A 21258-nucleotide genomic window follows, 5' to 3' on the forward strand; every position below is an offset into this window, starting at 1 on the left:
AAACAAAATAAATCATTGTTTTTAAAGGGAATGGTCCAGCAGAGGCATAACACTCGTACCAATACAAAAAGCCGGTCAGTGGCCGGCTTTTTGTATTGTGCACGCGCTGCAAGAGCAAGAAGGGCACACAAAAAAAGAAAGCCTTGGATTTTTGTCCAAGGCATTTCATTACAAGCGCTTCGCAGCGCTTTCGGTTAGGCGTGTGATTGCACGAGCTTACGCCGGCAAGGCCACCAGCGGGCTGCCGTACATGGGGTCGTCCTTCTGCGAGGCCAGTGCCTTGGCAAGATCGAGTCCCAGTGCCTTCGCTACGCCAGCGGCGTAGGCCGGGTCGGCCGCGTTGCAGTTGCGGATATGGCGGAATTTAATGAATTCCGGGGCGTCGCCCATGGCGCGGGCCGTGTTCCCAAACAGTGCTTCTTTCTGCTCTGCGGTCATCAGGCGGAACAGCTTGGCGGGTTGTTCGAAGTAGTTGTTGTCGTCCTTGTCGTAATCCCAGTGCGCGGCGTTTCCAGTGAGTTTTAGCGGCGGCTCCATGAAGTCTGGTTGGGCTTGCCATTGGCCGAAGCTGTTGGGCTCGTAATGAGGCAGGCCGCCGTAGTTGCCGTCGACACGGCCAGTACCGTCTCGGTGGTTGCTGTGCACCGGGCAGCGGGCCTGATTGACAGGGATCTGATGGTAGTTTGTACCCAGGCGGTAGCGTTGCGCATCCGCATAGTTGAACAGGCGAGACTGCAGCATGCGGTCTGGGCTGGCGCCAATGCCGGGGACAAGGTTGCCGGGGGCAAAGGCCACTTGCTCCACATCGGCAAAGAAATTTTCAGGGTTCTTGTTGAGTTCGAACTCGCCAACTTCGATAAGTGGGTAGTCGCCCTTGTACCAGACCTTGGTCAGATCGAACGGGTGCAGGCGGTATTTTTCCGCGTCTGCTTCTGGCATGACCTGGATGAACATTTTCCACTTCGGGTACTCGCCGCGCTCAATGGCCTCGTAGAGGTCACGCTGGTGGCTTTCGCGGTCTTTGCCGACGAGTGCCTCGGCTTCGGCATCGGTCAGGTTCTTGATGCCCTGCTGAGTGCGGAAGTGCATCTTGACCCAGAAACGTTCGCCATTCGCGTTCCAGAAGCTGTAAGTGTGGGAGGCGAAGCCGTGCATGTGGCGGTAACTGGCAGGAATGCCCCGGTCGCTCATGACTATGGTGATCTGGTGCAGCGCTTCGGGGTTGAGCGTCCACCAGTCCCAGTTGTTGGTGGCGCTGCGCATGTTGGTGCGCGGGTCGCGCTTGACGGCCTTGTTCAGGTCAGGGAACTGGCGTGGATCACGAATGAAGAACACGGGGGTGTTGTTACCCACCATGTCCCAGTTGCCCTCTTCGGTGTAGAACTTGAGGGCGAAGCCGCGAATGTCGCGCTCGGCGTCGGCGGCGCCACGCTCGCCAGCCACGGTGGTGAAGCGGGCGAACATTTCTGTTTTCTTGCCGACTTCACTGAAAATCTTGGCGCGGGTGTAGCGGGTGATGTCTTGCGTGACGGTGAAAGTACCGAAGGCGCCAGAGCCTTTGGCATGCATGCGGCGCTCAGGGATGACTTCGCGAACAAAATTGGCGAGGCGCTCATTCAGCCAGACGTCTTGCGCCAGCAGCGGGCCGCGCGGCCCTGCGGTCAGGCTGTTGCGGTTGGTGGAAACAGGAGCACCGAAGTCGGTGGTCAAATGGGTTACGGGGCATTTCTTGGTGTCGTCGCTCATGGGTGTTCTCCTGGCTCGTTTAAGACACTTCCACTATACGGGAGTGGGTGCTGCTAATCCAATTGATTCAGATTAACTGACTTATAGCCTCACTGTATGCCGTGATCGTGACCGGGAATGATAAGGAGGTAACGGGAGAATTCAAACTTCATGGGGCCAAAGCAATCGTGCCCTGAGATGGGCACTTGCCTGGTCCGACAGCCTTCTATGGCGCCGGCTGCGGCGGTCTGATGGCCATTTGGGCGGCGCTGCGTGGGGTGCCGATGGGTGGGCCCGCCTGGCCGCGCTGAACGGCGGCGATGTCCTGTTCGCTGGGGTAGATGCCGGCCAGCCAATAGTCCATTGTCCGCCTGACCAGCGGAGCTGCGTGGGCAGCGCCGAAGCCTGCGTTTTCCACTATGGCAGCGACGGCGATCTGAGGGTTGTCGGCAGGCGCGAACGCGATGTAGAGCGAGTGGTCTCGCTGGTATTCGGATAGACGCGCTGCGTCGTAGCGTCCTTTCTGGCTGATGGTGATCGCTTGTGCGGTACCCGTTTTGCCACCCGAAAGGTAGGGGGCGCCTGCAAACACTCGCCGCGAGGTGCCCTCTTGCGTCACTCCAACCATGGCGCGCCGCACCAGGTCGACATGCTCGGCTTTGTAGCCCAGATCCTGTGCTGGGGGTTGGGGTACTTCGGCGCTCTGTTGGGTCAACGGGTTTATCCGGGATTTCACCAGATGAGGAGTGTGGCTTTTTCCGCCGTTAGCAAGTATGGCGGTGGCCTGCGCCAGTTGCAGCATGGTGAAGTTGTTGTAGCCTTGCCCGATGCCCAGGGAAATGGTTTCGCCAGCGAACCATTTTTGCTGCTCAGCCCTCTTGTACGCGGCGCGCTTCCAATCGGTAGAGGGCAGGATGCCGCGTGTTTCGCCGGGAATGTCGATGCCCGTAATCTGTCCGAAACCAAGGGGTTTCATGAAGTCGTGTATGGCGTTGACGCCCATGTCGTTGGCGAGCTGGTAGAAATAAACGTTGCTCGAAAACGTAATGGCGCGCCGCAGATCGACCGCGCCCAGCGCGTGGCCGGAGCGAAAGGTGTGGCCGCCAAAGTTCCAGGAGCCGCCATCCATGGTGATGGTGTTCGCAGCGCGCTTGCCCGTTTCCAGGCCAGCCAGCCCCATAAAGGGTTTGTAGGTGGAGCCCGGAGGGTAGGTGCCGCGCAAGGCGCGGTTGAGCAGGGGTTTGTCTAGCGAGTTGTTCAGCTCCCCCCAGGTTTCATGATCAATGCCTTCGACGAATAGGTTCGGGTTGTAGGTGGGCTTGCTCACGAAGGTGAGCACCTCGCCATTGCGGGGGTCAATTGCCACCAGCGCGCCACGCCGTTCGCCATAGAGCTCCTCCACCAGTTTTTGCAGATTGATGTCGATCGACAGTCGAACAGAGTCGCCCGGCGTGGCCGGATGGCTGGCCAGGCGCCGAACGGCATGTCCACCGGCAGAGGTTTCCATTTGCTCGACACCTGTGGTGCCGTGCAGGATTTTTTCGTAACTGCTTTCAACGCCGAGTTTGCCGATGTGGTCGGTGCCGCGATAGTTGGCGGCGTCGTCGGACTCCTCGATACGATCTTTTTCGGTCTGGTTAATGCGGCCGATGTAGCCGATCACGTGCGCGCCTGCCTCTCCCAGAGGGTAATTTCGAACCAGACGAGCCTTGATTTCCACTCCTGGGAATCGGTAGCGCTGGGCGGCAAAGCGGGCCACTTCTTCGTCAGACAGGCGCACGCGGATCGGTAGTGAATCGAAGCTGCGCGAGTCTTCCAGGAGTCTTTTGAAGCGCCTGCGGTCGCGCGGGGTGATTTCTACCACCTCGCTGATACCGTCAATGGTTTCCTCCAGTTTGCCGGCGCGCGAAGGCGTGATTTCTAGCGTGTAGGTCTTGTAGTTGGTAGCCAGTACGACGCCGTTGCGGTCCAGGATTTCGCCGCGGTTGGGCACGATGGGAACAACAGCAGTGCGGTTGGTTTCCGCGCGCTCCGCGTAGGCCTCATGGCGAACGACTTGCAGGATATAAAGGCGTGTGGCCACCAGCCCAAATGCAATGAGCATGGCAAGCCCGACCACAATCAAGCGTATCCGAAAACGCCTGAGCTCGGCTTCGACGTTGCGCAGCTCGGTCATTTCAGTGGTCCGTTGCCCTGCTGCTCAGAAGGTCTGGTTTCATAGCGGCCTGTCTGCGTCGGGGTTCGGCGCGCGGCGCTGCGGCGCGAGCAGTAGCGCGCTGACGAGGGGCCATAGGGCCGCTTCCAGGAGCGGCGCCAGCAATACCTGCCACCCGGGGAATATAGCGCCACCAATCAGGCGCAGGACGATGGTTATGGCATGCGCAGCGGCGAACAGCGGGATCAACTGCGCCGCCTGTCCGGGTACGCTGAACCACAGAATACGGCGGTGGATCATGATGGCGAAGTAGATCAGCACCGTGTAGGCCAGCGCGTGCTGGCCGAGTAGAGAAGCTTGGTGGACATCCAGGCACAGACCGAAGATGAATGCAGCGCCGAGGCCCACGCGGCGGGGTTGGTTCACGCTCCAGAAGACCAGCACCACGGCCAGGAAGTCGGGCATCCATGCCAGACGCCCGAGCGGCAGCAAGTTGAGCATCAAGGCTACCAGCAAGCTTCCCCAGATGAAAACGGGGCTGGCAGGCAGCAGCAGGGGCCGGCCACGTGGCATGATCATGGCTGGCGTCCTCGGTCTGGGGTTCGTGCCTTGCGCGAAACGCTCGCGGCAGACGCCGCCGACGCCGCCGATGCCGCAGGGGCGGCTGCCTCGGCGAGTGCATCAGGCTGGCCCACCGGTGTGAGCACCATGACATGAATAACACCCTGCATTTTGGCAAGGGGTGTGGCGTGGATGCGCGCGAAACTTGAGTCTGTGCGTCGATCGACCGAACTCACGCGAGCTACGGGAAGTCCGGGCGGGTAGACGCCATCTACACCACTGGTGGTGAGCAAATCGTCTTCCTTGACGTCTTCGGTCACAGACATGTAGCGCAGCTCCAGCTGTCCACCATGCGGTGTAGGCACGCCGTAGACGACGCTACGGGTGCCGGTGCGTGAGTTCATGACGGGGATCACCTGATCACGGTCGATCAAAAGGGTGATTTCACTGACGAAGGGGTAAACGCGCGTGACTTGACCGAGTACGCCTGATTCGTCCATGACCGGGGAACCGGGTTCGATGCCCTGCAACTGGCCTTTGTCGATCACTACGCGGCGGCTGTAGGGGTCGGTGGCGTCGTGCAGGACCTGCGCTGCCGTGGCCGATGCCTGGACGCGGTCGCGCAGTGCCAGCAATTGGCGCAGGCGCTCGTTTTCCAGTAGCAGCTGTTCCACTTGGCCAGCACGCTGAGATTGCTCGGCCAGTTTCAGGCGCGCGGCCTCTTCGGTCTTGTGGGCAGTTTTCAGGTCGGTCAGGTAGCTGGCGAAGTTTTGCATCATCTGCACCGGTTGCAGTGCCAGCCACTGCGCGGGGTAAAGCACTGTGGCTATGGTCGCGCGCAATGGTTGGGCTACGCGAAAGCGTGCATCGGCCACCATAAGGAACAGCGCCAGGGCACTGTAAAACACCAGGCGAGACCATGCCGACGGCCCTTGCTTGAAGAAGGGCGGTGGCGAGCGGTCGAGTGTTTCGAACGGCATAAGGTGAAGGTGGCGAGGCGTAGAGAGTCAGTTCAGGTTCTCACACGCCATCTTCAATTTTGACTCTTTCTCTCGTTCGTGAGGGAAAGGGGCAAAGTCTGGGGGCGTGCGGTAAACCACATCCGGAGCCTGCGGGGCTCTCTTCGCCAAGCCGCCGGGTGCGCTCACCCTCCGGGGGCAGGCGCGCCAGCGCCTGGGGGAAGTGCCTTACTCACTCGTGAAGATGCTGCCCAGCCGATCCATACGTTCCAGCGCGAGGCCACAGCCGCGCACCACACAGGTGAGGGGCTCTTCGGCCACCAGCACGGGCAGCCCGGTTTCCTCAGCCAGCAGGCGATCGAGATCGCGCAGCAGGGCGCCGCCGCCGGTCAGCATCATGCCGCGCTCAGCGATGTCGGCCCCCAGTTCGGGTGGGGTTTCCTCAAGTGCCTTCTTGACTTCGGAGACAATGCTGTTGAGTGGCTCGGTCAGGGCTTCCAGGATCTCGTTGCTGCTGATGGTGAAGCTGCGCGGCACACCTTCGGACAGGTTGCGTCCCTTGACTTCCATCTCCTTGACTTCGCTGCCAGGAAACGCGCTGCCGATTCGCTTTTTGATGGATTCGGCGGTTGGGTCGCCGATCAGCATGCCGTAGTTTCGGCGGATGTAGTTGATGATGGCGTCGTCGAATTTGTCGCCGCCAACACGGGCCGATCCCTTGTACACCATGCCGCCGAGAGAGATCACGCCCACTTCGGTGGTGCCGCCGCCGATGTCCACCACCATGGAGCCACTGGCCTCGCTCACGGGTAAGCCGGCACCTATGGCCGCGGCCATAGGCTCCTCGATCAGGTAGACCTCGCTGGCGCCCGCGCCCAGCGCCGACTCGCGGATGGCTCGGCGTTCAACCTGGGTTGACCCGCAGGGTACGCAGATGATGATGCGCGGGCTCGGCTTGAACATGCCGCGCGGATGCACCATGCGTATAAACTGCTTGAGCATTTGCTCGGTGACAGTGAAATCGGCGATGACCCCATCTTTCATGGGGCGAATGGCCTCGATGTTGCCGGGCACCTTGCCCAGCATGGCCTTGGCTTCGCTGCCTACGGCCTGGATGGTTTTCTTGCCCTGGGGGCCGCCTTCATGACGAATGGACACCACGGAAGGTTCGTCAAGAACGATGCCTTTGTCGCGTACGTAAATCAGGGTATTGGCGGTGCCCAGGTCAATCGCCAGGTCGGTGGAGAAGTACCGACGGAAAGCTCCAAACATGAATTGTCCTCTTGGGCGTGCGACGTGCACCATACCGCCGCCGCCAGCGGTTTCGCTGCGTAATATGGGTGTTTTCTGAGCAGATGTCGGCTGTTTCCGACTTCACGCCTCAAAGGCGGGATAATAACGCATCCCCTTCATTGGTCTTGGTGACTAACCTGCCCCCAAGATCAAAATTACATTTGGTTTCGACCAAGTCATCCAGCAATTCGTTCCGTTTTCATCCAGTTTTTCCATGTCCTTGACCCTCCCTGACATCGAGCGCATCGCCCATCTCGCGCGTCTCGAGTTGAGTGATGCGCAAAGTGAGCGCATGCTGACAAAGCTCAACGACTTTTTTTCCACTGTCGAGGCCATGCGCGCCGTGGACACTTCTGGCGTGGAGCCTTTGGCGCACCCCATTGCGACCATCCAGGACGTGCAGTTGCGTCTACGCGAGGATGTGGTGAGCGAGCCCAACCAGCGCGAAGCCAACCAGCGCAGCGCTCCCGCGGTGGAAGATGGACTGTTTCTCGTTCCGAAGGTGATTGAATGATGGCGGCCACTGACTTGCATGACCTGACCGTGGCTCAACTGGCTGCTCGGCTGCGTTCCCGCGAGGTTTCAGCCGTGGAGGCAGCGCAGCATTTCCTGGCACGCAGCAAGGCGCACACCGAGTTGGGCGCCTACCTGGCGCAGGACGAGGCTGTTACCCTGGCGCAGGCCAGCGCCGCCGATGCACGACTGGCTGCGGGTGATGCGCCCCTGCTGGCTGGTGTGCCGATCGCGCACAAGGATGTGTTCGTTACCAAGGACTTTCCCACCACGGCGGGTTCCCGCATGCTGCGCGGATACCAATCGCCTTTTGACAGCACCGTAGTGGCGCGTCTGGCCGATCAAGGCATGGTGTGCCTTGGAAAGCTCAACTGCGACGAGTTCGCCATGGGCTCCGCCAACGAAAATTCCGCCTACGGTCCGGTAAAGAACCCGTGGGATCCCACCCGCGTTCCTGGGGGTCTTCCGGTGGCAGTGCGGCGGCAGTGGCTGCCCGGCTGACACCCGCAGCCACAGGCACCGATACAGGTGGTTCAATCCGTCAGCCTGGCAGCTTTTGTGGCGTCACCGGCATCAAGCCCACCTACGGCCGAGCCTCCCGCTACGGCATGATTGCGTATGCGTCCAGCCTCGACCAGGCGGGGCCGATCGCCCGCACCGCCGAAGATTGCGCGTTACTGCTGTCCGCCATGTGCGGCCCCGACCCCGACCGCGATGCCACGTCGCTCGATGTGCCGGCCGAGGACTTCACCAACCGCCTGAATGACCGCATGGAGGGTTTGCGCATTGGGGTTCCGAAAGAGTTCTTTGGCGGCGGCTTGTCTCCCGATGTGCACGCAGCCGTGGAAGGCGCGCTGAAAGAATACGAAAAGCTGGGCGCCCGGTTGGTTGAAATTTCGCTTCCGCGCACCGAGTTGGCCATTCCGGTTTACTACATCATTGCGCCGGCTGAAGCCAGCTCCAACCTGGCCCGCTTTGATGGCGTGAAATTCGGCCACCGTGCCGAGCAGTATGCCGATCTGGAAGATATGTACAAGAAGACCCGTGCGGAAGGCTTTGGCGAAGAGGTCAAGCGACGCATCATGACGGGCACCTATGTGCTCAGCCATGGGTACTACGACGCCTACTACCTCCAGGCGCAAAAGATTCGCCGCATGATCGCCAATGATTTCCAGCAGGCGTTCGAGCAATGCGACGTGATCGCTGGCCCGGTGGCACCCACGGTGGCCTGGCACGCGGGCGCGCACGGGGCTGACCCGTTGGCAGATTACTTGGCGGACATCTTCACATTGCCGGCATCTCTGGCTGGTTTGCCCGGCATGAGCGTGCCGGCAGGCTTTGGCGAAGGCGGCATGCCCGTGGGCTTGCAGCTGATTGGCAACTATCTGCAGGAAGCGCGGCTGCTCAATGTGGCGCACAGCTTGCAGCAGGCCACTGATTTCCATCTTCGCCGGCCCCAGGATTTCTGATTATGAGCAAGAGCATTCCGAAACTGATTCAGGGCTACGAGGTCGTCATCGGGTTTGAGACGCACTCGCAGCTGCAAGCCAGGAGCAAGATTTTCAGTCGTGCTTCCACGGCCTTTGGCGCTGAGCCCAATACGCAGGCCAGCGCGGTCGACCTGGCGCTGCCGGGCACGCTGCCGGTCATGAACCGCGAGGCCGTGCAATGCGCGATCAAGCTGGGTTTGGCGCTGGGTTCCCACATTGCGCCGCGCAGTGTTTTTGCGCGCAAGAACTACTTCTATCCGGATCTGCCCAAGGGTTACCAGATCAGTCAGTTCGAGATTCCGGTGGTGCAGGGCGGCGAGGTGTCGTTCTACCTTGGCGACGAGAAGAAGACGGTGCGCCTTGTGCGTGCGCATCTGGAGGAAGATGCGGGTAAGTCCTTGCATGAGGACTACCACGGCATGAGCGGGATCGACCTGAATCGTGCTGGTACGCCGCTGCTGGAGATCGTGACGGAGCCGGACATGCGCAGCAGCGAAGAAGCGGTGGCGTATGCCAAGGAACTGCACAAGATCGTGACCTGGATCGGCATTTGCGACGGCAACATGCAGGAGGGTTCGTTCCGCTGCGACGCCAACGTTTCGGTACGCAGGCCGGGGGGGCGCTGGGCACGCGGCGCGAGATCAAGAACCTGAACAGCTTCAGGTTCATGCAGCAGGCCATTGATTACGAGATCCGCTGGCAGATTGAGCAGATTGAGGACGGCCACAAAATTCAGCAGGCCACGGTGCTGTTCGATCCGGATACCGGTGAGACCCGCGCCATGCGCACCAAGGAAGATTCAGCCGACTACCGCTATTTTCCCGACCCCGATCTGCCGCCGCTCTGCATTTCCGAGCAATGGGTGGAAGAGACCAGGGCGCTCATGCCCGAGTTGCCTCGTAAAATGGCCTTGCGCTTTGTGGCGGACTACGGTCTGCCCGAGTACGACGCCGTCACGTTGACGCAATCGCCCGAAATGGCGGCTTATTTCGAGCAGGTCGCGCAGTTGAGCGGGCAACCGAAGCTGGCCAGCAACTGGATCATGGGGGAGGTTTCTCGCCGGCTGAATGCGGGTGAGATTGGCATTGATGCGGCGCCTGTGGCCGCCGGGCAATTGGCAGCCCTGATTCAGCGCATTCAGGATGGCACCGTCAGCAATGCTGCGGCGCGCCAGGTGTTCGATGCGCTTTGGTCCGGAGAGGGTTCGGAGGTTGATGCGCTCATCGAGGCCAAAGGCCTCAAGCAGATGAACGATACCGGCGCATTGGAAAAAATCATCGACGAGGTGATTGCCGCCAACCCGGACAATGTGGCGCAGTTCAGGGCCGGCAAAGACAAGGCGTTCAATGCGCTGGTTGGCCAGGCCATGAAAGCGAGCAAGGGGAAGGCCAATCCGGCGCAGGTGAACGCCATGCTGCGCCAGAAGCTTGAACCTGGATCCGGCAGTTGACCGCTTGCAATCTCCAAGAAAGCCGCGTGGACACTCAATTTCGATGCTCCGATAACGCTCACCTGTTTGGGCGGCCGGCTGCGGCTGAGAGCGCTACGCACCCGATCAGGCCGCCCTCGGGCGCCAAGGCAGGGGTGGCACCTATGATGGGTCGGGCCAAGAGCGATGGGCGGACCGAGGTTTGGCTTACTTAGCCAGCCATAGCTGTTGCAGGCGCTCCAGTTCGGCGTCGTAGCGCGCATTGATGCGCGCGCGTTCGGCCCGCTGGTCCGCGATGGCTTGGTTCTGCTGTTGCACGCTTTCCGAGTTGCTTTCTAGTCGGCGGCGCAAAGTTGCAGGCGCACGCGAGGGGTCCTTGCGGTAGAACTCCAGCTCGTCGTCGAGCGACCTGCGCTCCTGTACCAGTTCGCTGATGCGTGCGTTTGCAGCGTCTATGACACTTTGCGTGGCCGCCAGAGCCTCTTGTCGGCTGACGTCGTGGGTGGCTTTGTCTGGGTAGCGGGAGAGCAGCACCCGGCTCTGCCGAGTGGCCTCCTGCGCGCGCTGGCGAACCAGTGCGGCTTCGCGTTCGCGGGCTTCTCGGGCTTCGCGTTCGGCAATGCTCAGCGTTGGACCTACGATCCGCTTCGTGGTGCCACTGCCGGACAGTACCCGTTGTTCGCGGTCAATGCATTCCGAGATGGGTCGATCCGCGCTCAAACGCTTGCCATTGGAGTCCACGCAGGTAAAGATCCCTGGGCCGGCAGCGCCGGGGGCGTTTGCGCGGTGACCGTGAATGGGAGCGTCAGCAAACACGCGGTCAAGGCGGTCTTGCCGGAGCGTGAAAGTGTGTGACGGTGCAGTGACAGTATGGAGTTCACCCTTGATCTATGCCGTAACGCGCCCTGTAAGCTGATACCGCCTGCCAGTAGGGCAAAAAATTGTCATTAGAGCCTAGATGTTGCAATAAGTGGGCCAACTGCGCGATGGCGCATACCTGCAAACCCAGCGTTTCGCGGACATATTGCACGGCACTCCAGGAAACATCTTGGCCGTTTTCAGTCGCACGCTCCTGGCGGTCCAGCGCGATGACGACTGCGTGCGGGATAGCGCCAGCGGAGCGAATGAGCGCGATCGACTCACGGACTGCCGTGCCGGCCGAGATCACGTCGTCGACAATCAGTACCCGGCCCTTGAGCGGCGCGCCCACCAGCACACCGCCCTCGCCATGATCCTTGGCCTCCTTGCGGTTGTAGGCGAAGGGCTTGTTGTGTCCCATGCGGGCCAGTTCGATGGCGACGGCGGCCCCCAGCGGAATGCCTTTATAGGCCGGGCCGAAGATGACGTCGAACTCAATGCCAGAGTCAAGTATGGCCCGCGCATAGAATTGGGCCAACTGACCTAGTTTGGCACCGTCGTCGAACAGGCCGGCATTGAAGAAGTAAGGCGACAGGCGGCCCGCTTTGGTTTTGAACTCACCAAAACGCAGCACACCGGCCTCGATGGCAAATTGCACAAATTCCTGAGCCAGCGCATCGCGCTTGCTGCTCGCGGACACAGTTTCGTCCGATTTCATGGAGAACTCCCTTTTGTTCAAACTTACCAGCCTTAATCTCAACGGCATTCGTTCCGCCGCCACCAAGGGTGTGGAGGCGTGGCTGGAAAAGCATCGGCCGGATTGTATTTGTGTCCAGGAAATCAAGGCGCAGCCGGCGGATTTGGCCGGCAAGTTTGAAGTACTTGCCGGCATGAGGGGACATTTTCACCTGGCCACCCGAAAAAAAGGGTATTCCGGCGTGGGTGTTTATACGCGCCATGAGCCCAGCGAGGTGATCGCCGGTTATGGTTCACCAGAATTCGACGAAGAGGGGCGCTACGTGGAGGTGCGTTTCGACACGCCCTCCCGCAAGTTTTCGGTGGTGAGTTGCTATTTTCCCAGCGGTTCGTCGGGCCCGGAGCGGCAAGATGCCAAGTTTCGTTTCCTCGCAGAGTTTTACCCCTACCTGCAGCAACTCAAGGCTGAGCGCGAGTTCGTGCTGTGTGGCGATGTGAACATTGCACACAAAGAGATCGATCTCAAGAACTGGAAGAGTAACCAGAAAAATTCTGGATTTTTGCCCGACGAGCGCGCCTGGATGAGCCGCGTCATTGATGAATTGGCATTGGTCGACGTTTATCGTCACCTTAAGCCTGAAACCACCGGCGAAGCCTACACCTGGTGGAGCAACCGCGGACAGGCCTATGCCAAGAATGTGGGCTGGCGGCTGGACTACCATCTGGCCACCCCGGCCATTGCCACGCTGGCGCGCCACGAGTCGATTGTCAAGGACGTGAAGTTCTCGGATCACGCGCCCATCACGATCGACTACGAAATGACGCTCTAATTTTTGCCATGCTGAAGTATCTGACCGTTCCTGTCACCCCCTTTGCTCAGAATTGCTCCATCGTATGGTGCGACCAGACCCTTCAGGCCGCCGTGATCGATCCGGGTGGGGACCTGGAGAAGATCGAGGCGGCCGTTAGCAAGCTGGGGCTGAATCTGGGCCAGATCTGGTTGACGCATACGCATATTGATCATGCGGGAGGCACGGCAGAATTGGCCAGGCGGCATGGCCTGAGCATCGTCGGGCCGCACCCTGGCGATCAGTTCTGGATCGACGGTTTGGCAGAGCAGTCGCGTATGTTTGGTTTCCCGCAGTCTGAGCCGTTTACCCCTGCGCGCTGGCTGCACGACGGAGACACCGTTCAGGTGGGTGAATGCGTGCTGAACGTTCGACACACACCGGGTCATACACCGGGGCATGTGGTGTTTCACTCTCCGGAGGCCAAGCGCGCCTTCGTGGGCGATGTGCTGTTCGCGGGCGGCATCGGCCGCACGGATTTTCCCGGGGGCAACCACGCGGAACTGATCGCCAGCATTACCCAGCGCCTGTGGCCGATGGGTGACGATACGGTGTTCATCCCGGGCCACGGGCCGGAGAGCACCTTCGGGCGGGAAAGGCGCAGCAATCCGTTCGTGGCTGGGACTTGATCCGGTGTCTTCGGACCCCTCAGCTGCGCATGGGTTTGCCCGTGACCAGGGAGGAGGCCGCCGAAGGTCTGCTCTTTGAGTAGCGGCTGATCGTCAGGCCGTCCATGGAAATGTCGGTTGGTCTGCCGAATGCCAAGTCTGCCACCAGCTTTCCGGAGCCAGCCGCCATGGTCCAGCCCAGCGTGCCGTGACCTGTGTTGAGCAGCAGGTTCTTGTATCGGGTGGCGCCGACAATGGGAGTGCCGTCGGGAGTCATGGGGCGCAGTCCCGTCCAGAATTCCGCGCGGGGAATGTCGCCGCCGGTGAATAGATTGCCTAGCACCATTTCCAGCGTGGCGCGGCGGCGCGGGTTCAGCCGAAGGTCATAGCCTGCGAGCTCTGCCATGCCACCGACGCGGATTCGCTGGTCAAAGCGCGTAATGGCAACCTTGTAGGTTTCGTCCATGACCGTGGAGCAAGGCGCACGAGAGGCATCTACCAAAGGCACGGTGAGTGAGTAGCCCTTGACGGGATACACCGGCAGATCTATCTGCAGAGGAGCCAGCAAGTTGCGCGAGAAGCAGCCCATAGCGAGTATGTAGCAGTCTGCCTGGAGGACTTCGCCGCTGTCCAGGCGAATGCCGGTGATGCGGTCGCCACTGTTTTGCAGGCCAGCGATGTCCGTGCCGAAGCGGAAGTCAGCACCAAAGGAATGCGCAAGGTCTGCCAATTGTGTGGTGAAGCGATGGCAGTCGCCTGTTTCGTCTCCTGGCAGGTGAAGGCCCCCGACCAGGCCTGCAGCGTGGGCCAGTGCAGGCTCAATTTCTGTCAGGGCGTCGGCATTTGTCAGCAGGCGATAGGGTACGCCGCAGGTGTCGAGCACCCGCGTGTCTTGCCGGGCGGACTCAAGCTGGGCTGAGTTGCGGAATACCTGCAGGGTGCCCAGAGTGCGTTGCTCATACTCGATGCCAGTCTCCAGGCGGAGCTGGCGCAGGCAGTCGCGGCTGTATTCGGCGAGCCTCATCATGCGTTCCTTGTTGACGCCGTAACGCTCGGAAGTGCAGTTGGCGAGCATGGCCGCGAGCCAGCGCCACTGAAAGAGCGTGCCGTCGGGCCGCCATGCCAAGGGCGCGTGACGTTGCACCAGCCATTTCAGCGCCTTCAGCGGAATGCCGGGAGCAGCCCAGGGTGTGGAGTAGCCGGGAGAGACCTGGCCGGCATTGGCAAAACTTGTCTCCAGCGCTACGCCCGGCTGGCGCTCAAGAACGGTGACTTGCGCACCGGTTCGTGCCAGGTGATAGGCTGTGCTGACGCCGATCACACCACCGCCCAAAACAATCGCTTTCATCGATATTCCCCTGGAATGCAGGTAAAACCCAAGTCTAAGAAAGAGATGGCAGTGAAAAACACTGATCTGTTTGTTATTTGAAAGTTTTGGGGGGAGAATTCACTGGCTTTCCCACTTTGGGCCGTGAAATGCTCTCCCTTGACCGAATAGACCGAAAAATCCTCGATGAGTTGCAGCGCGAGGGCCGTATCTCCATGACCGAATTGGCTGAACGCGTCGGGCTGTCGACTTCGCCTTGTACGGAGCGCGTGCGGCGCATGGAGCGGGAAGGAGTGATACAGGGCTATTACGCGCGATTGAATCCTGATGCGCTCGGTAGGGGCTTGCTGGTTTTCGTGGAGCTGACACTCTCCTCCAAGTCGCCCGATGTGTTTGAACAGATGCGGCGAGAGTTGCTGCATGAGCCTCGGGTTCTGGAGTGCCATCTTGTGTCGGGCACCTTTGATTACCTGGTCAAGGCCCGGCTGTCGGCCATGCGCGAATACCGTGACCTCCTGGGGCAGATTTTGAGGAAAGTGCCCGTGCCGGCACAGAGCAACAGCTACGTGGTGATGGAGGAGATCAAGGAAGAGTTTCGGCTTCCGGTGGATCCCGTGGTGGTGCGTGAATAATAGAGTGGATGAATCGAGCGCGCCCAGCACATCTTCTTCGTTTCCGAACAGTCCGCTCTCTGCGGCCCTGTCGTGCCTCTGCCTGCCCAGGGATCTCATTAAAGCCCGGCGGTCTCCCAGGTCAGGCCGCTTGCATGACTGACACGGGGAGCAACGGTGTCTGACGGCGTGGCTTCCTCAGCGCCCGCCACGCCTGAGCGCAAGCCATCCTGGCTGGAGACCCTGAAGGTTTATCTTGAGCCGGCCAGCTTGCGCATGCTGGCACTGGGCTTTTCCGCAGGCCTGCCTTTGCTGCTGGTGTTGGGCACGCTTTCGTTCCGGTTGCGCGAAGCTGGCATTGACCGCAGCACCATCGGCCACTTGAGTTGGGTGGGGTTGGCGTATGGATTCAAGTGGGTTTGGGCACCCCTTGTGGATCGAATGCCGCTGCCTGGGTTGACCCGTTGGCTGGGTCGTAGGCGGGGCTGGTTGCTTCTGGCGCAGTGCGGCGTGGCTGCGGGGCTGGTGGGCATGGCGCAGGCGGATCCGCGCGTTTCGCTCACTGCTGTGGTGTGGTGCGCACTGGCGGTGGCTTTTGCGTCTGCTACGCAGGATATTGCGCTGGATGCCTACCGCATTGAGTCAGCGTCGACCGAGCGGCAGCCAGCGCTTGCAGCAAGCTATCAGACGGGATACCGGCTGGCCATGATATGGGCGGGTGCTGGCGTGCTCTGGCTGGCGGCCAGGGCGCAGATCGTTGATGGCGGCTATGACAACGCGGCCTGGCAGGTCGCGTATCTGGTGATGGCGTTGTCCATGACGGTCGGCATGCTGACTGTTCTGATTTCACCCGAACCGGTGCCCGTGCCGCTGCGCCGTGCCCGCAGTGCGGGTGAGTGGATGCGCTCAGCGCTGGTCGAGCCATTCTCGGATTTCTTCCGGCGCTACAAATGGCAGGCTGCCTTGATCCTGGCGCTGATTGCGGTATACCGCATCAGCGATGTGGTGATGGGCATCATGGCGAACCCCTTCTACGTGGACATGGGCTACACCAAGGAAGAGGTGGCGGCGGTGACCAAGATCTATGGGGTCATCATGACGCTGGTGGGCGCATTCGTGGGCGGTAGTCTGGCATTGCGTTTTGGCGTGATGCGCATCCTGATGCTGGGTGCCATATTGAGTGCCGGCGGCAACCTGCTGTTCGCCTGGCTGGCAGGGTATGGGCACAGCGTGCCGGCTCTGATTGTTGTGATCTCGATGGACAACTTGGCCTCGGGTATTGCTTCAGCGGCTTTCGTGGGATATTTGTCTAGCCTGACGAACATCAGCTATTCGGCTACGCAGTACGCACTCTTCTCATCGCTGATGCTGATGCTGCCCAAATTTGTGGCGGGATTTTCCGGCGATTTTGTCAACGCGTATGGCTACACCGCATTCTTCACCAGCACCGCGGCGCTGGGTCTTCCGGTATTGGTGCTGGTGGCAATGGCCACACGAACGCGACGTGCGCCGTAGGGTTCCTGCAAAGGCGTCTTTTACCTAACTTTACCGCGCCGACAAGCGGGGCTATTGCATTGGCGGCACGATTACCCACGTTTAATCAACGGACGCGTTGGGCGGTCTGATACAGAGGAATCCATGAGTACACAACACCTGCTGATGATCGAAGACGATACCCGTCTGGCGGGCATGGTGAGCGAGTATCTGAAGCAGTCTGGTTTTGCGGTGACGCACATGCCAGACGGAGAGTCAGGGCTGGGAGCTGTACAGGACATGCAGGCGGACTTGGTCATTCTCGATCTAATGCTGCCCGACATGGATGGCTTGGAAGTGTGCCGCCGCATTCGCGCGCTACCGGGCGAGGCGGCGCGTGTGCCGGTACTAATGCTGACGGCCAAGGGCGATCCGATGGACCGCATTATTGGCTTGGAAGTGGGGGCTGACGATTACCTTCCCAAGCCCTTCGAGCCGCGCGAGTTGCTGGCGCGCATCCGCGCTGTGTTGCGCCGGCATCAGCCGGGCTCCGCGCCTGAACACAAGGTGATGCGTTTTGGCTCGCTGGAAATCGACCGGGACGCGCGGGTGGTCAATGTGGCTGATCAGCCCGCCGACTTGACCAGCTATCAGTTCGATCTGCTGGTGGCGCTGGCGGAGCGCGCTGGCCGCGTGCTGACGCGCGATCAGATCATGGAAGCCGTGCGAGGCCGGGAGCTGGAGGCGTTCGACCGATCGATTGACGTGCACATGGGCCGCATCCGTGCCGCCATTGAGCAGGATGTGAAAAATCCCAAGCGCATTTTGACGGTGCGGGGGTGGGTTACGTATTCGCCAAACAGCAAGACTAGTTTCAGGCACCTCTTCCAATGAGTCGAACTTCTCCTGTCGCTCGCAAGCTTTACCTGCGTATCTGGCTGGCGGTGGTCGGTAGCGTGGCGGTGTTGAGTCTGCTGGTGGGTTGGGCTTGGCACGAGGCGGAGCAGGCGAGGGAGCGGGATCGCCAGCCGCCGACGCCTCGGGAGGTGCTGGTGCGCAATGCTGCAGGGGATCTGATCGGGATCGCCGAGGCAGAGCCCCGCCGAATGCCGGGGCAGGGGTTTGAGTTCGTCGTCAGGCTCGAAGACGGACAGCAGCTTCATCTGCAGATTGCTCCGCGTAATCGTGGCCTTGGCGGCCCAGGCGGTGCGCGGCGTGGCGATTCTCCTCCGATGGCTTGGCTGCGTCCGCCTTATGGCTTTATCTGGGTTTTGGCGCTGGCGGGCCTGGTGGTGATGGTAGGGGTCTTTCCCGTTGCGCGTCGGCTCACGTTGCGTCTGGAGGCGTTGCAGCGGGGCGTGCAGCGTTGGGGAGAAGGAGATCTGTCTGTGCGCGTTTCAGACGCAGGACATGACGAGGTGGCGGATCTTTCGCGTCATTTCAACGCTGCCGCTACCCGTATCGAAGGCTTGATGGATTCCCAGGTGGCATTGCTGCAATCGCAGAAATCGCTGTTGGCCAATGCATCTCATGAACTGCGCTCGCCACTGACGCGGATTCGCATGGCCATTGAACTGATGGGGCCACAGACGCCCCCCGCGGCGCGCGCTGAAATATCACGCAACATCGCTGAGTTGGATCAGCTGGTGGATGAGATTTTGCTGGCCAGCCGGCTTGACTCGAATCAGGCCGAATTCGGTACGGTGGAGGGCGTGGACCTGATCGGCTTGGTGGCGGAGGAGTGTTCGCGCGTGGACGCTGCGCTGGAGGTGGCGCCTCGCACGTCGGAGATCATGGTGCCCGGGGTGGCCAAGCTGCTGCGCCGCGCAGTGCGCAACTTGCTGGAAAATGCGCGCAGGCATGGTGGCGGCCCAGGAAACGCGCAAGAGGTTGAGGCGGAGTTGAGCATTGAGGGAGCTGACGCGGTGCTGCGGGTGAATGACCACGGCCCCGGCGTGCCGCCGGATCAGCGTGAACGCATTTTTGAGCCTTTTTATCGTCTGCCCGGCGCCAGCGAACGCGAAGGCGGCGTGGGCTTGGGCCTGGCACTGGTGCGATCAATTGCTCTGCGCCACGGCGGCACAGCATCGTGCAGCAACCGACCGGAAGGTGGTGCTTGCTTTGAGTTGCGTCTGCCCATGACGAGCACAACCCTGGGATCGCGGAGTTCCAGCTCGGGATGACGGCGTGTGCAGAGAGAGAACCTGGCGAGCTGGAGCTCGGTGGTCTCAAAGGGCAATTAGCTTCGCTGCAGGAAAATGTCGAGGTACTGCTGGCGCATGCGCCTACGGTCGAAGACGGCGTGAACATGCGCCTGCCCGACTGCAGCTACCCGGGAGGCGGTGGCAGGGTCGCCGAGCAGGTCCGCCAGGGTTTTGGCCAGGGCTTGCGCGTCTTCATGGGGCACAAGAAAACCGTTTTCGCCGTGCGTCAGAATTTCCTGCACGCCCTCAACGTTCGTGCCCACTCCGCAGCAGCCTGAGGCCATGCCCTCGATCAGGCCGAGGCCCAGGCCCTCATAGTGGGTTGATAGCACGCATAGTTTGACGCGGCCCAGCAGTTCGGGCATGTCGCTCACATGGCCCATGAAGCGCACCTGCTGCTCCACACCCAGCTGGCGGGCCAAGGTCTCGGCGCGCTTGCGCCAGCTTGACTTGCCTTCGCCAGCCAAATATACCGTGGGGCGCAAGCCTTGCTGGGCCAGCAGAGCTGCGGCGCGAATCAGCGTGAAATGATCTTTTTGCCCGGCAAAGCGAGCGGGCATGACAATCGCGTCTTCGCGCTCGTTCCAGGGACGCCCGCGTGTCCAGCGGGAGAGGTCGATGCCGTTGAGCACCACCGTGCAGCGCTCGGGCGGATGGCCAAGCCGCACCAGTGCATCGCGCACCGCGTGTGAAACCCCGATGATGCGCTCTGTACGCTGGGCCAGCCACAGCGATTTTCTAAGACGCCAGAAGCCATAGCGCTCGCGCACGTTGTGCTCGACGTGAATCAACCGTGGAACGCCCGCGGCCAGTCCGGCGTAGCGGCCCCACAGGTGTTCGCTGAAACCGTGCGCCACCAGTACATCGGGTTGCCACTCGCGGCAGATGCGTTTGAGTGCCCATATGGTGGCGGTGTGCGACCAGCGGGGCACCACTTCTACCTTCAGGCCCTGGGCGCGCAGTTGCTGCACACGCGGCGCAGGATCTACCGAGGCGCGGCGACGCAGCACCAGCAAGGTTTCCTGGCCCGGTTGCTCACCGCAAAGATCGATGGCCACCTGCGTTGCGCCGGAAAACCCTCCCGACACGAAATGAAGGACTCGCAGGGGACGCGTGCCTTCCTGGGGTGTATGGGGTGCGGAGGAAAGGGCGGTCATCTTGAGGGTGGATGGCTCGCGTGCGGGGGCTGCATGCAAGAGATCCACAACGTGACCGCGAGCAAGTACATCATGGTGCCGTTATTGTGGGCGAACATGACCTGTGTGAGGCCGAAGCCAACGAAGCCTAGCACCGTCATCAGGCCGCAAAGGGCGGCGGCGCGTTCCGTGCTGGATCGGGTGACCGGCGCAAGCTGGTCGCCTGTCGGTACGTCAGCTTTTTTGCTGTCTTCTGAATGACCGCTGGATCTGGCTCGCCTATGGCTTCCTAGCCCACGCGCGAACATGACCCCCGGCACTGCAAAGAACAGAGCCAGTCCGGCCACGCCGAGCAAGCCACGTTTGGCGAACATGTCCAGCCATTCATTGTGAGCATGGTTGTAGCCCAGCGCCGCTTCAGGAATTTCCTGCCGCGCCACGGCTTCCTTCTGCATGGCCTCGTACCCGTGCTGGCCGGCACCTACCCAGGGGTGCGCCTCTCCGACTTTTAGAGCAAGGCTCCAGAACGATCGGCGCAATCCTACCGAGGTGTCTTCGGCGCGCTGTTCGTGGGCCCGCCATTCATGAATGCCGATATCGATGCGCTGCTGTACAGACGGTAACGCGAGCAAGGCCACGCAGGCGGCCAGCGTCACGCCAGCTGCCTTCAGTGCGCGAGGCAGCGACTGCGAGGGAGATGTCGGCGCCGGCGCGCTGAACCAGAAGCCCAGCAGCATCAGGGCAGGCAGGGTGAGCCAGCCACCGCGGCTGCCCGAGGTGATGCTGGCCACAACGCCCAGCAGCACCGCGCCCCAGCCAATGGCCTTTTGCCAGCGGACGGGGGTTTGTATTGCGCGCACTCCGCTCCAGGCGGCCAGGAGCAGCGCGAGGTTTCCAAACTGGATGGCATTGGTGTAGCCGGCGGCGCGATCCCAGCCCAGGAAACCCACCTGCCAGATTGCAGTCAGGCCCGCACCCCAGGCGCCGACCCAGCAGCCCCAGTTCAAGGCTGCCTCAGAGGGGCGTCTGGCCAGCAGTGCGGGCACGACCAGGAATACGAGCAGGTACTTGATGCTGCGATCAAGGCCGAGCGAGTGGGTGATGAGCTTGCCGTCTGCGACGATGTGCATGCTCCACACCAGGCCCATGAGCAGGATCACCAGGGCCCAGGCGCGCATATTGGGCGGCCATGCCACGCGACCACGAAGCACCGCCGGCCAGCGCATCAGGCCGAGCACCAGCAATATCACTGCGCCCCAGGAGTAGCCCGAAGGGACGGTGAGTGACAGTGCGAGCAGCAGGAGCACCGCAGCGTTCAGGGCCAGCGGTTCCAGTGGCACGTTTCTGATAGACAAATTGGCTGGGGACTCTT

General features: G+C 61.2%; 17 protein-coding genes and 3 pseudogenes. 10 read left to right on the forward strand and 10 right to left on the reverse strand.

Annotation, left to right across the window (positions count from 1 at the left end; all coding sequences use genetic code 11):
• Positions 1 to 216: 216 nt before the first annotated feature.
• From AAAK34_RS04110 to AAAK34_RS04130, 5 genes are all read right to left on the reverse strand, one after another.
• Positions 217 to 1746, reverse strand: coding sequence for a catalase (locus AAAK34_RS04110; protein WP_231695347.1), 1530 nt, complete (start codon positions 1744 to 1746; stop codon positions 217 to 219).
• A 205-nt stretch (positions 1747 to 1951) separates the two neighbouring features.
• Positions 1952 to 3901, reverse strand: coding sequence for a penicillin-binding protein 2 (gene mrdA / locus AAAK34_RS04115; RefSeq protein ID WP_231695346.1), 1950 nt, complete (start codon positions 3899 to 3901; stop codon positions 1952 to 1954).
• Positions 3902 to 3940: 39 nt separating this feature from the next.
• Positions 3941 to 4459: a rod shape-determining protein MreD gene (mreD, locus tag AAAK34_RS04120; RefSeq protein ID WP_231695345.1), complete on the reverse strand. Its 519-nt coding sequence runs from the start codon at positions 4457 to 4459 to the stop codon at positions 3941 to 3943.
• The gene (gene mreC, locus AAAK34_RS04125; RefSeq protein ID WP_231695344.1) at positions 4456 to 5421 is read right to left on the reverse strand and encodes a rod shape-determining protein MreC; all 966 of its coding nucleotides are present in this window, start codon (positions 5419 to 5421) and stop codon (positions 4456 to 4458) included. Before mreC ends, mreD begins: the two co-directional genes overlap by 4 nt.
• 207 nt (positions 5422 to 5628) lie before the next feature.
• Positions 5629 to 6672 carry a rod shape-determining protein gene (locus AAAK34_RS04130; RefSeq protein WP_231695343.1) on the reverse strand — a complete coding sequence of 348 codons (1044 nt, stop codon included), beginning with the start codon at positions 6670 to 6672 and terminating at the stop codon, positions 5629 to 5631.
• 235 nt (positions 6673 to 6907) lie between these two features.
• On the opposite strand from AAAK34_RS04130, the gene gatC reads away from it, so the two are divergent.
• From gatC to AAAK34_RS04150, 4 genes and pseudogenes are all read left to right on the forward strand, one after another.
• On the forward strand, positions 6908 to 7207 hold the full coding sequence (gene gatC / locus AAAK34_RS04135; protein WP_231695342.1) for an Asp-tRNA(Asn)/Glu-tRNA(Gln) amidotransferase subunit GatC: 300 nt from the start codon (positions 6908 to 6910) through the stop codon (positions 7205 to 7207).
• Positions 7207 to 8675, forward strand: a pseudogene (gene gatA, locus AAAK34_RS04140) (Asp-tRNA(Asn)/Glu-tRNA(Gln) amidotransferase subunit GatA). Before gatC ends, gatA begins: the two are co-directional and overlap by 1 nt.
• A 2-nt stretch (positions 8676 to 8677) precedes the next feature.
• Positions 8678 to 10146 (forward strand): annotated as a pseudogene (gene gatB, locus AAAK34_RS04145) (Asp-tRNA(Asn)/Glu-tRNA(Gln) amidotransferase subunit GatB).
• 26 nt (positions 10147 to 10172) lie between these two features.
• Positions 10173 to 10340 carry a hypothetical protein gene (locus AAAK34_RS04150; RefSeq protein ID WP_431777778.1) on the forward strand — a complete coding sequence of 56 codons (168 nt, stop codon included), beginning with the start codon at positions 10173 to 10175 and terminating at the stop codon, positions 10338 to 10340.
• Here the strand turns inward: AAAK34_RS04150 and AAAK34_RS04155 are convergent.
• Together AAAK34_RS04155 and pyrE are read right to left on the reverse strand one after the other, a co-directional pair.
• Positions 10333 to 10941, reverse strand: coding sequence for a DUF4124 domain-containing protein (locus tag AAAK34_RS04155; protein ID WP_431777779.1), 609 nt, complete (start codon positions 10939 to 10941; stop codon positions 10333 to 10335). The genes AAAK34_RS04150 and AAAK34_RS04155 overlap by 8 nt on opposite strands.
• Before the next feature lie 61 nt (positions 10942 to 11002).
• Positions 11003 to 11701 (reverse strand): orotate phosphoribosyltransferase, encoded by a 699-nt coding sequence (pyrE, locus tag AAAK34_RS04160; RefSeq protein WP_231695339.1) that lies wholly within the window; start codon positions 11699 to 11701, stop codon positions 11003 to 11005.
• Between pyrE and AAAK34_RS04165 the strand changes: the two genes are divergently transcribed.
• Entirely contained in the window at positions 11700 to 12509 is an 810-nt protein-coding gene (locus AAAK34_RS04165; RefSeq protein ID WP_431777780.1) for an exodeoxyribonuclease III, read from the forward strand. The two genes, pyrE and AAAK34_RS04165, sit on opposite strands and share 2 nt — an antisense overlap.
• A gap of 8 nt (positions 12510 to 12517) precedes the next feature.
• Positions 12518 to 13156: an MBL fold metallo-hydrolase gene (locus tag AAAK34_RS04170; RefSeq protein WP_231695337.1), complete on the forward strand. Its 639-nt coding sequence runs from the start codon at positions 12518 to 12520 to the stop codon at positions 13154 to 13156.
• A 19-nt stretch (positions 13157 to 13175) separates the two neighbouring features.
• On the opposite strand, the gene AAAK34_RS04175 is transcribed toward AAAK34_RS04170, so the two are convergent.
• Positions 13176 to 14483 carry a D-amino acid dehydrogenase gene (locus AAAK34_RS04175; protein WP_231695336.1) on the reverse strand — a complete coding sequence of 436 codons (1308 nt, stop codon included), beginning with the start codon at positions 14481 to 14483 and terminating at the stop codon, positions 13176 to 13178.
• Between the two features lie 128 nt (positions 14484 to 14611).
• On the opposite strand from AAAK34_RS04175, the gene AAAK34_RS04180 reads away from it, so the two are divergent.
• The 4 genes and pseudogenes from AAAK34_RS04180 (at position 14612) to AAAK34_RS04195 (ending at position 18729) form a co-directional block, all read left to right on the forward strand.
• Positions 14612 to 15094 (forward strand): winged helix-turn-helix transcriptional regulator, encoded by a 483-nt coding sequence (locus AAAK34_RS04180; RefSeq protein ID WP_231695335.1) that lies wholly within the window; start codon positions 14612 to 14614, stop codon positions 15092 to 15094.
• A gap of 156 nt (positions 15095 to 15250) precedes the next feature.
• Positions 15251 to 16588, forward strand: a complete 1338-nt coding sequence (locus tag AAAK34_RS04185; RefSeq protein WP_431777781.1) for an AmpG family muropeptide MFS transporter — start codon at positions 15251 to 15253, stop codon at positions 16586 to 16588.
• Positions 16589 to 16711: 123 nt separating this feature from the next.
• Positions 16712 to 17418: pseudogene (locus AAAK34_RS04190) on the forward strand (response regulator).
• Positions 17419 to 17436: 18 nt separating this feature from the next.
• Positions 17437 to 18729, forward strand: a complete 1293-nt coding sequence (locus tag AAAK34_RS04195; protein ID WP_231695332.1) for a sensor histidine kinase — start codon at positions 17437 to 17439, stop codon at positions 18727 to 18729.
• Between the two features lie 56 nt (positions 18730 to 18785).
• Here AAAK34_RS04195 and AAAK34_RS04200 read toward each other — a convergent pair whose 3' ends face one another.
• Both AAAK34_RS04200 and AAAK34_RS04205 read right to left on the reverse strand, forming a co-directional pair.
• The gene (locus tag AAAK34_RS04200; RefSeq protein WP_431777782.1) at positions 18786 to 19907 is read right to left on the reverse strand and encodes a glycosyltransferase; all 1122 of its coding nucleotides are present in this window, start codon (positions 19905 to 19907) and stop codon (positions 18786 to 18788) included.
• Positions 19904 to 21241 (reverse strand): O-antigen ligase family protein, encoded by a 1338-nt coding sequence (locus AAAK34_RS04205; RefSeq protein ID WP_231695330.1) that lies wholly within the window; start codon positions 21239 to 21241, stop codon positions 19904 to 19906. The genes AAAK34_RS04200 and AAAK34_RS04205 overlap by 4 nt, the downstream gene beginning before the upstream one ends.
• Positions 21242 to 21258: the final 17 nt, after the last annotated feature.

This window comes from Ottowia caeni (genome assembly GCF_050821495.1).
GTDB classification, from domain to species: Bacteria; Pseudomonadota; Gammaproteobacteria; order Burkholderiales; family Burkholderiaceae_C; genus Ottowia; species Ottowia caeni.